This is a genomic window from Acidovorax sp. (assembly GCF_046291265.1).
GTDB lineage: Bacteria > Pseudomonadota > Gammaproteobacteria > Burkholderiales > Burkholderiaceae_C > Acidovorax.
Genome location: NZ_JBKBTV010000009.1, coordinates 99,001 through 108,091, shown reverse-complemented (window position 1 = coordinate 108,091; position 9,091 = coordinate 99,001). Strand labels below are relative to the sequence as shown.

Sequence of the window (9,091 nt, the reverse complement as noted above, 5' to 3'; positions counted from 1 at the left end):
GGTTCGGTGAGTCGCCTTGCGGGTTCGGCTCATCGATGGGTTGAACTGTACGCCGCTGGTGTTCAAAGAAAAACCACCCAGTCGCAAACTGACTGTTCCAGTATTGAAAACAATCAACCTCTACAACCCCCCTCGGCGAACCTTCCCCAAGGGTTCTTTCTGACATGTACTTTTCCGAAGAAAACTGTATATTCATACAGTACACCAACACCCCGGAGAAGCCTCATGGAAACCATCGCATCCACCTACACCGTCACCCTGCGCGACTACCCTGAAGAACTGCCCGCCAAGGAGCGGGTTGCCGCGGAGACCCGCTACGCCAAGGCATTGGAAAAGCAGTTGGGCGGCCCTGAGCAAGTCGCCGCAGCCTTGGACACGATGAACAACCTGGAGGAGTCGCCCCCTGAGGTGGTGTCTTCCGGAGATCTCACCTTGCTCAAGGCCTGGGGCAAGGCCAGCACTGCGGCCAAGCAGGCGGGGTTCCGGGATCTGGGGGAAGGGGATGGGGCGTACTTTGAAGTACGGTTGGGATGAAGGTGGAGATATGAAGGTCGAGATCCACTACCGCTGGCGGATCAAGTCTTCTGCGGGCTGAGGCCCAAATAGCGTTGCCTTCGTGAACACGCGCCCCTGCCAGATCTAGGCGAAGCTGCCTTTCTGGATCTTCAGCAGCGTCGATTGGACCAAGGCCAGTCCCCCGGGCTCTTGCAGCACATCCCACGGGCGGCGGTTTCCGAAGGCGGGGAGTGGCGCTGCTAGCCACTCTTGCAGCCAGGCTTCGGCGTTGAAGCCTCCAGAAGTACCCGATTCCATCAAGATCTTCTGCACCAGGTCCGTCAGAACTTGCGGGGGCAGGTGTCATTGGTGTGGGCCATGAGCCAATCTGGCCTTCCTCTCCAGCGATCACAACCACGGGACTAGATCTCCCCCACCATGCGCATGTTTGCCTAACACGCGCGTGTTATGTAACATGGCCATGTTAATAATGCCGTCTCCATGCCCTCGTCCAAGACATCTCCACGGACTGCGCAAGCGCTGCAGCGTGTAGCTGGGCTGTTCGAAGCCAAGGGTTGGAAGATCCAGGCCGCTGAGCCAGGCAGCGCGGGGCCAGGCCTCATCATTCGTCGGAGCGGGAAACGCTATGGGGTCGTCCTCAAAGCCACATCAGAGGGGCGGGCCGACCGCGTGATTCCACTGCTGTCCCAGGCCGTTCTCCAGGCCCGGGCATATGCCCTTCATTTGCGTGGATCTATGCCCTTGGCCGTGGTGCACGTGGACCATGCGCCGAAAGCGCTCATTGCCAATGTGATGGCTTTTGCGCAGGAGTTTGCGGCGGAGGTGGCCGTGGGTTTCGTTTCTGAAGAAGGGGCGAGTGAGTTTCTGGGGCCGGGACTGGAAGATCTCAACATCTCCGCGCCCTACAGGCCGCGACAGGTCAAAGGCACTCCAATGCGTGCAGACAACCTGTTTTCTGATTTGAACCAGTGGATGTTGAAGGTTTTGTTGGCGCCCGAGTTGCCAGAGGGGATGCTGAACGCTCCCCGAGGTCGGTACCGCAATGGGGTGGAGCTTGCGCGGGCGGCGCAGGTTTCCGCGATGACCGCCTCCAGGTTCTTGCAGCAGCTGCGGCGCGAGAGATTCCTGCTGGAGTCTCAAGAGTTTCTCACGCTGGTGCGGAGAGAGGAGCTGTTCGAGCGCTGGAGTTCAGTGGCGCCCTACGGCACGCCAGACGTGCCTGCGCGGTTCTTTGTCAACATTCAAATTGAGGAGCGTGTCCGAGAGCTTCTGAGCGCAGTCGAAGGCGATGCCTGCCTGGGGCTGTTTGCGGCAGCGGATGGGCTCCACGTGGGACATGTGAGCGGCGTCCCCAGGTACATCTGCGTTCGCCGCATGCCTCGGTTCAATTTGGCATTACCGGGAAGCAATCCATGGAATGCCCTCCGGCCGTTTCCTCAGGAGGCGCCGCACGTATTGCTGCGGGTGGCGAAGTTTCCGGAATCGACGTTTCGCGGGGCGGTGCGGCGAGACGGGGCAATGGTGGCCGATGTGATTCAGGTCTGGCTGGATGTGTTGAATCACCCGACGCGGGGGCAGGAGCAGGCGGAGCACATTTTTAGGAAGCTGCTTCGGCCTTTGGATTAGAGCGACTGTCGGGCACATCGCGAAACACAGGGTGGATTGAACGATCGCTTTGCAGCGGTTGCAGTCATCCGCGTGTTGACGTCGAACGCGTACTATCGGCCAAAAGCGGAGATAGGACGCAGTTGTCCGAACCGGTTAGCGCTAGGGTGATGCCGAGCCAGAAGCAGGCCGCTCACTGCCAGCGCCACTGAAATAGTTCACTCCCGAAACATCGCATGCAGGGTCGCCACTTTTTCATCAAGAGCCTCGGCATCGGCCGGGATTTCACCCGCCGCGCCAGCCAGACGGAGATAGCGCTGTAGGACGCTCAAGGAGTAACAGCAGGATGCCAAGCACGAGTTGGCCAGTCTTGCGCGCACTCGCGTGCCTCCGTCGATGCCCAGGATCTGGGCTGAAGGCTGCGCGCCCGGCAACTGGTGTCGAACAGGCACGAGCGCATCGCGGTTCATGCGGGGCAAGTGGCGAGATCCCGCCGCAGCGGAACGGCACTACCAGATAGACGTGATCTTGGTGGGCAGGGGTACTGCGCATCGACCAGAGGGCAACTTATTGGTCTGCGCTATGACGCTCCTGAGGGCATGGGCGCAGAGCAGCATGTTTCAACGTCACCAGAACACACTGCGCATCTGAACTGCGCATTGCAAATACTTCCGACTGCGACCCTGCCATACGAGGAAATAGTGGTTTCCCCTTGTCGGGAAAACATTGGTGTTCGGCCCCGAACTTGGCGTCCAGTCGGTGGAAACGACACTAATGGCAGACGTCAACATCCATACAATCTCCAAACAGTCCGAGCTTCACGGCAGCTGCTTCGCGCCCTGATTTCCTGGCAATGGTTGACATACCCATACCACCAACACAACCACGAGGGTTGCCCCATGAATTTCACAACCATTACGCTTCGCTTTTTCTCAGTGGCCGCCGCCCTTATCATGGCTGGCAATGCCCAAGCCCAGGTTCAGGTACTCACCAATCGTGATTTTTCAGGGGGACTGACCAACTGGACTCTCGCGCCAAGTACCGGTGGCAGTGCCGCTGGCACCTGCAGCTATAACGTAGATGCTGCCCCGGGTACTGAAACATTGACGACCGCCGCTGGGTTTAATGCGCTGACGGGAACCCAGATTGCGCTGGGGAGCATGAGCCTGACCGCCATTGGTTTTAGGAGCTGCGTTCTGTACCAAGACGTTGCGATTCCTGCAGGGGCAACGACCGCTACATTGTCAGGCGATTTGGGTATTAAAAGCGTGGGCGGACTTGCGTCGGGCGATCAAGCTATTTTTATAGGTATGTACTCGACAGCTACTGTTCCCAGTTTTAATGGGTCCACAGCACTTGCCGGCACAGCCCGGCTGATTGTTGGTGGTGCCTCTGCCAGTCCAACTTTGGCCACGTTTACATCCGCCACTTGGAATGTATCCACCTTAGCGGGAACGACCGTGCGGCTGGCAATTATCAATGCCATGCAATCTACATCGAGCGGCACAGGCGCGTTTGTACCCGGGGCCAACAGCGTTATTGGTGCCAACAACCTTCGCTTTAATGTGGTAGTACCGGTAGCTCCCGCAAATGCATCAAGTATCCCAACCCTGTCGCAGTGGGGCTTGATCATCCTTACGACCATCTTGGCGCTATTGGGCATTGGTTACAGCCGCCGCTCATCTCGCCTGCGCTGAACGACGGCGTGTAAGGGGACCAGCTACCGTCGCCCCAAATGCGCAGCGTTTTCGGATTCAATGGAGCTGGTTTCGCCGCATTTTCTCTATGAGCAGCTTGATGGTCTTTCGGAAAAACCAGGCTTGGTGACAAGGCCCGTGCGCATGAGCCTCTATCCAGACAGAGCGTCGGGTTGGGCAGTGCAAACCTGAATTGCGTCCCGCAGCTGCAGCTCGTAACCCTCGCGCCGTTCGATCTCAGCCAGGGTGCTCGCGGAAGGACCCAATGCGGAACGCCAGGTGAAAGCGCATCAGTCGGCATCGTCGGCCGCAACGGCTCCTTCCAAACGCATTGCGTGAAGCATTCTAGTCGGCTAAAAGTCGAGCAGCTTGGGGTGGCAATCGAGGATATAAAACAAGAGAAATGTCCGCGAAATACAGCTCATGCGAAAACATGCGCAGCCCTGAGAGCGCTCTATCAGGGCACTACTTTTCCCGCGATGGTGACATTCGTCGGTAGGTACCAGGAGCGCTCCCGGTCCAACTTTTGAAGGCACGCTGGAAAGATGCGACGTAGAAAATCCAAGTTCGCTTGAGAGTTCAATGAGAGGCACTTTGTTGGAGCTCAGGTTAGGTGTTGCGCGGCTCTCTCGACAGATGCTCCATTCACTATGTAGTGAGCTGAAATACGATTACAAGGACTTCCAGGGGTTCGAGAACTACAAAGGAACCCGAGTCCGTCACGGAATTGAGGCCCGGCGCGGGGTTGCTGCCGGTTCTTGTTCCGCCATTTTGATAGGTTAGCCTCTCGGCAGCCCAAAGGTGGTGCAGGCCTCAGAGTTTTTGCGGAACACTTTTCCCCACGGAGCGCACACCACACATCACCGGGAAGGGCGAGGTTTCAGCTCTGCTTACGTCTCACAGCAGCGATGCCCAGCATCGCCAGCAAAGACGAAATTCCCAGCAAGGCGTACTCACCCAGCGTAGGAATGCTGGTCGGAGTAGCGGGAGCGACTGGAGGAGCAAGGCCGACGTTGATCACGATCTCGTCGCCGGATGGGACAAACAAAGAGCGAGTCCCCACGGCAAGTCCCAGCGCGGCCAGGGTAGTACCAGCGTACGTACTGGAATTCGAGATGGGTGCCGCAGAGACATAGTTCTCCGGCAAATATAGGTCGTCGCCGAAGATGTAGACGCCGGGCCCCGAAGAACTTGTGCCATCGAGCATCGTTGTGCTGAAGGCTGACAAGCTTGGGATCAGGATATCGTCAAACTGATCAGCAGTTGTCTCAGTCCCAACGCACAGAACGGTGCTGCCGACCAAGCCGTTGCCAGTAGCGCACAGCCCTATGGTGGTAAGGGCAGTCATGGAACTCGTGTCGATGGAGCCGCTGCCGGTCATCACGACATTTGCGCCGACCTGATCGATGTTAATGGTGTAGACGGCCTGAGCTAGGTTTGCTGCCAGGAAGAAAATCAAGCCCACACCAACGCTTCTCAAATTCATCTCCACCCTTTCATAAGAATAAATATCATTTCGAGTTTAGAGGATGCGTTTGATCCAGCCAAAGCCAAAGTTGCTGGTACGCCCCATCCTTACCAGATACCGATCCCTGTCGGCTACTGATCACAGCCGACTACCTCCTTTTTGCAGCCCGCCTCGTGCGGGCTTGAGCTGATTTGCGCATCGAAGAAACGGTGGATACCGAAGTTGCACTGACCCGATTGCGTGAGACTGCCTTCGATGTGGTGATTTCAGTTTCCCGGAGGTCGCTCATGACGGGCGTGGAGTTCCTGGACTCTGTGCGCACGATGCAGCCCATGGCCGTGGGAATGGTGCTCAGCGCGTCCTCGGACTCAGACGCTCTGATGCGGGCCGTGAATGACGTGGAGGTGCTCCGCTACCTGCTAAAGCCGTTGGACGAAAAGGACCTGACGGCCACATGCGCGCTGCGCTCGAGCGTGCAGACCGACTGCGCCACGAGGGCGATCTTGCCGATGTAGGTCGGCATGAGTTTGGCAAGCTCAATGCCACGGGGCTGGAGCGACACAGATTGGAAACGTTGGAGCCGCGCCTCACCCAATGTCGTTTGGGGACGCAGCGACGAGGTTGTGGGGCCTGAAAAGTGAATGCAAGGCAGTTGCCGGCTCCTGTCCGCATCGCTGACTCCTGCCAGGTCTCTAATATCCTGAGCCCCGACTCTTGCTGTGGGCTCCGTCATGGTGCCGGAATGCCTCGCGTATGTTTTCACGTAGCAAATCGTCGTCCCACGGCTTGGTGAGGAATTTGTAGATGGAACCCCGATTGATCGCGTCCGAAATGGACTCGAGATCGGTGTAGCCGGAAAGCACGATCCGAATGGTTTCGGGGTAAAGGTCGCGTGCTCGGGCCAAGAAATCCGTCCCCGACATCTCTGGCATGCGCTGGTTCGAGAGAATGACCTGGATGTCATGATTGGCAAGAATCTCGAAACCTTCGTGCGCGCTGGCCGCGGTCAGTATGGCGTACCCCTCATTGCGCAGCAGTCGCTTCATCGATGCCAGGATGTCGGCCTCGTCGTCTACGATCAGGATCTTCTTTCCACCCTCTGGAGAATGGGAGGGAATATCCAGCCCGCCCCCTTGGGCCAGCAGGTCGAGGATCCGCTCCTTGGGCAGCGGCTTGCTGAAATAGTAGCCTTGCATCTCGTCGCAGTGCCTGCGGCGCAGGTAATTCATCTGGGCCTGCGTCTCGACGCCCTCTGCAATAACCTTGAGCTTGAGGTTGTGCGCAAGGTCAATGATGGCGCCGCATATCGCCGCCGCGTCCGGATTGGACGTCACGTCCCTGACGAAGCTCTGGTCAATTTTCAGGTAGTCGATGGGGAAACGCTTTAGGTAGCTCAGCGAGGAGTAGCCCGTGCCAAAGTCATCCACGGCCAGCCGGATGCCAATGTCCCGAAGCGCACGCAGCCGCTGGACATTGGTATCTATGTCTTCCATGAAGAGGCTCTCGGTGATCTCGATATCCAGGAAGGGGTCCGCGTTGTGCCTGCCTTTCAGTGCATTTTCAACGGTGTTCTGAAAATTGCTGTGCCGCATTTGCACGGCAGAGACATTGATGGCGATGCGGGGAGGGTTCAACCCCTTGGCGTGCCATTCATCATGGTCCCGCATGGCCTGCTCCATGACCCACCGGCCCACGTCGATGATCATGCCCGTCTCTTCCAGCACCGGAATGAAAACGGTGGGCGACACCAGACCTGCCTCTGGATCGTTCCACCGGATGAGTGCCTCCATGCCCGTGAGCCGCCCATCGCGCAGGGCGACCTTGGGCTGGTAGTGCAGGATGAACTCGTTGTTCTCCAGCGCTCTATGAAGTTTGCTTTCGATGGTGAGCTGGCTGCGCACGCGCGCGTTCATGGAGGCGGCATAGAACTGGTAGCGGCCTTTGGCCACACCTGCCGCGCGTGAGGCCGCCTCGGCATTGGCAAACAGCGTGTCGGCGTCCTGCCCGTCGTCGGGAAACAGGGCGATACCCACGCGGGAAGTCAGGAACAGTTCCTTCCCCTCGATATGGAACGCGCGCTCCATCGAAGGGAATATTTGCTCATTGATGAGATGGGCGACTTCTGAAGGCGCATTGCGATAGGTCAGGATCACGCAAAACTGGTCGGCCCCCATGCGTGCCAGCCGATCCTTGACCCCCAACTCCTGCGCAAGGCGATGGGCCACCATCTTGATCAATGCATCCCCCGCATGGCTGCCCAGCGTATCGTTGATATTCTTGAATCTGTCAATATTCAACCAGACCAATGCAATCTTCTCAGACTCCTCCTCGCTCCGCGGATGGTTCTGAATCAGCTGATTCAAACGATCCTGGAGCAGGCCTCGATTGGCAAGGCCTGTCAGTGAATCGTAGTAGGCAAGGTAATTGAGCCGCTCTGATTTTTCAAGGTGGTCCAGAGAGAACGCGATGTCACGCGCCAGCTCTTCCAGAAGCCGGACTTCCGCGCTGTCAAAGAACTCCGACTCCGACGCATAAAGGGCCATGACCCCTACGACCTTCTGGTCTATCGACAAGGGAAAGAGGGCAAAGCTCTGAAAACCTCTGGTTGCGGCTTCTTCTATGAGTGCAACCCTCTTTTCACTGGCGACGTTCTGAATGAGTACGGTTGCTGAATCAGATACGCATTCACCGACCCGGCCGTACTGGTCTGCCTCCCCGGGGTCCAAACCCAGAGGAATGTTATTGATGTAGTCTTCTCCGGCGCCCTCCCACGCCACCGCGTTGACGCGCTGGGCCTGTTCATCGACAAGGCCAATCCATGCCAGGCGGAATGCACCTGCATTGATCGCAATCTCACAGGCTTCCTTGAAAAGTTCGTCTCGGTCCTGGGTTCGCACGATCAAGGAATTGATGCTGCTGAGCACGGCATAAATCCTGTTCAGGCGCTTCACCTTGAGTTCGGCTGTTTTCCTCTCCGTGATGTCCACGACCGAGCCGGCCATGTAGGTTGCGCGACCGCTTTCGTCCCAGACGGCCTGGCCTTTGGCATGGGACCAGCGGTAGCTGCCGTCTTTTGCCAGGGCACGGTATTCCACGTCGTAAGGCTTGTTGCTTCTCAGATGCGCAGCAAACGCGTCCAGGACCATCTCGCGGTCGCCTGGCTCCAGCAGATCAAGCCAGGCGTTGGCCGTGTTCTGGATCTCCGTGTCCTGGTAACCAAGGCGCGCCTTCCACTGCGGAGAGATTTCCGCATTTCCCGTGGCGATTTCCCAATCCCACACATCACCGGTGGAGGCGGCGAGGCGGAACCGCAACTCGCTGTGCCTCAGGGCCTGCTGGGTTCGCCGCTGCTCCAGCGCTGCGTGGGCATCGCTGAGAGCCCGCTTCACTGCGGGCACCAGCCGCCCCAGATCGTGTTTCAGGATGTAGTCGGTCGCTCCGCTCTTGAGTGCATTGATGGCGTTCTCTTCACCAATCGTTCCTGATACAAAGATGAATGGGGTGTCCGGGCACACCTCACGCGCAACAGACAGGGCATCCACACCGTTGAACTTCGGCATGCTGAAGTCAGACAGGATGATGTCAGGCACATAACTACCGATCTCGCTGCGCAAAGCCTCCTCTGTGTCTATGCGGCGGCTCGTGAATGCCAGGGACGCCCGCCGCAGAGCGTGCACAACCAGCTCGGCATCGTTGGGCTCATCCTCGACGATCAGAATGCGAAGGGGTACATCGTGCAAATAGGCCTCCCGCCACAAGGCAACGCTCACTGAATGTGTCCGTCTCGGGAACAGTCTATGGCGTG

General features: G+C 58.0%; 9 protein-coding genes. 4 read left to right on the top strand and 5 right to left on the bottom strand.

Features of this window, described 5'->3' with window-relative positions; genetic code table 11:
• On the bottom strand, window positions 1–196 hold a 196-nt coding region (locus tag ACK41V_RS05755; protein ID WP_409779083.1), incomplete at its 3' end, for a hypothetical protein.
• 29 nt (window positions 197–225) lie between these two features.
• Here ACK41V_RS05755 and ACK41V_RS05750 point away from each other — a divergent pair.
• On the top strand, window positions 226–534 hold the full coding sequence (locus tag ACK41V_RS05750; RefSeq protein WP_409779081.1) for a hypothetical protein: 309 nt from the start codon (window positions 226–228) through the stop codon (window positions 532–534).
• 105 nt (window positions 535–639) lie between these two features.
• Here ACK41V_RS05750 and ACK41V_RS05745 read toward each other — a convergent pair whose 3' ends face one another.
• Window positions 640–813: an MbcA/ParS/Xre antitoxin family protein gene (locus ACK41V_RS05745; protein ID WP_409779078.1), complete on the bottom strand. Its 174-nt coding sequence runs from the start codon at window positions 811–813 to the stop codon at window positions 640–642.
• A gap of 444 nt (window positions 814–1,257) precedes the next feature.
• On the opposite strand from ACK41V_RS05745, the gene ACK41V_RS05740 reads away from it, so the two are divergent.
• Window positions 1,258–2,142, top strand: a complete 885-nt coding sequence (locus ACK41V_RS05740; protein WP_409779075.1) for a hypothetical protein — start codon at window positions 1,258–1,260, stop codon at window positions 2,140–2,142.
• A gap of 197 nt (window positions 2,143–2,339) precedes the next feature.
• Here ACK41V_RS05740 and ACK41V_RS05735 read toward each other — a convergent pair whose 3' ends face one another.
• Window positions 2,340–2,591, bottom strand: a complete 252-nt coding sequence (locus ACK41V_RS05735) for a hypothetical protein (RefSeq protein ID WP_409779072.1) — start codon at window positions 2,589–2,591, stop codon at window positions 2,340–2,342.
• Between the two features lie 429 nt (window positions 2,592–3,020).
• On the opposite strand from ACK41V_RS05735, the gene ACK41V_RS05730 reads away from it, so the two are divergent.
• Window positions 3,021–3,818, top strand: a complete 798-nt coding sequence (locus ACK41V_RS05730) for an IPTL-CTERM sorting domain-containing protein (protein WP_409779069.1) — start codon at window positions 3,021–3,023, stop codon at window positions 3,816–3,818.
• An 880-nt stretch (window positions 3,819–4,698) separates the two neighbouring features.
• Here ACK41V_RS05730 and ACK41V_RS05725 read toward each other — a convergent pair.
• Window positions 4,699–5,304, bottom strand: a complete 606-nt coding sequence (locus tag ACK41V_RS05725) for an IPTL-CTERM sorting domain-containing protein (protein ID WP_409779066.1) — start codon at window positions 5,302–5,304, stop codon at window positions 4,699–4,701.
• Between the two features lie 173 nt (window positions 5,305–5,477).
• On the opposite strand from ACK41V_RS05725, the gene ACK41V_RS05720 reads away from it, so the two are divergent.
• Complete coding sequence (locus ACK41V_RS05720) at window positions 5,478–5,801, top strand: response regulator (RefSeq protein ID WP_409779064.1); 324 nt, start codon at window positions 5,478–5,480, stop codon at window positions 5,799–5,801.
• A gap of 177 nt (window positions 5,802–5,978) precedes the next feature.
• Here ACK41V_RS05720 and ACK41V_RS05715 read toward each other — a convergent pair whose 3' ends face one another.
• Entirely contained in the window at window positions 5,979–9,056 is a 3,078-nt protein-coding gene (locus ACK41V_RS05715; protein WP_409779061.1) for an EAL domain-containing protein, read from the bottom strand.
• Window positions 9,057–9,091 lie beyond the last annotated feature (35 nt).

Excerpts from the sequence above, each read along its gene's own strand:
- ACK41V_RS05725 (WP_409779066.1), bottom strand. The coding sequence starts at position 5,304 with ATGAATTTGAGAAGCGTTGGTGTGGGCTTGATTTTCTTCCTGGCAGCA.
- ACK41V_RS05735 (WP_409779072.1), bottom strand. The coding sequence starts at position 2,591 with ATGAACCGCGATGCGCTCGTGCCTGTTCGACACCAGTTGCCGGGCGCG.
- ACK41V_RS05730 (WP_409779069.1), top strand. The coding sequence starts at position 3,021 with ATGAATTTCACAACCATTACGCTTCGCTTTTTCTCAGTGGCCGCCGCC.
- ACK41V_RS05750 (WP_409779081.1), top strand. The coding sequence starts at position 226 with ATGGAAACCATCGCATCCACCTACACCGTCACCCTGCGCGACTACCCT.
- ACK41V_RS05745 (WP_409779078.1), bottom strand. The coding sequence starts at position 813 with ATGGAATCGGGTACTTCTGGAGGCTTCAACGCCGAAGCCTGGCTGCAA.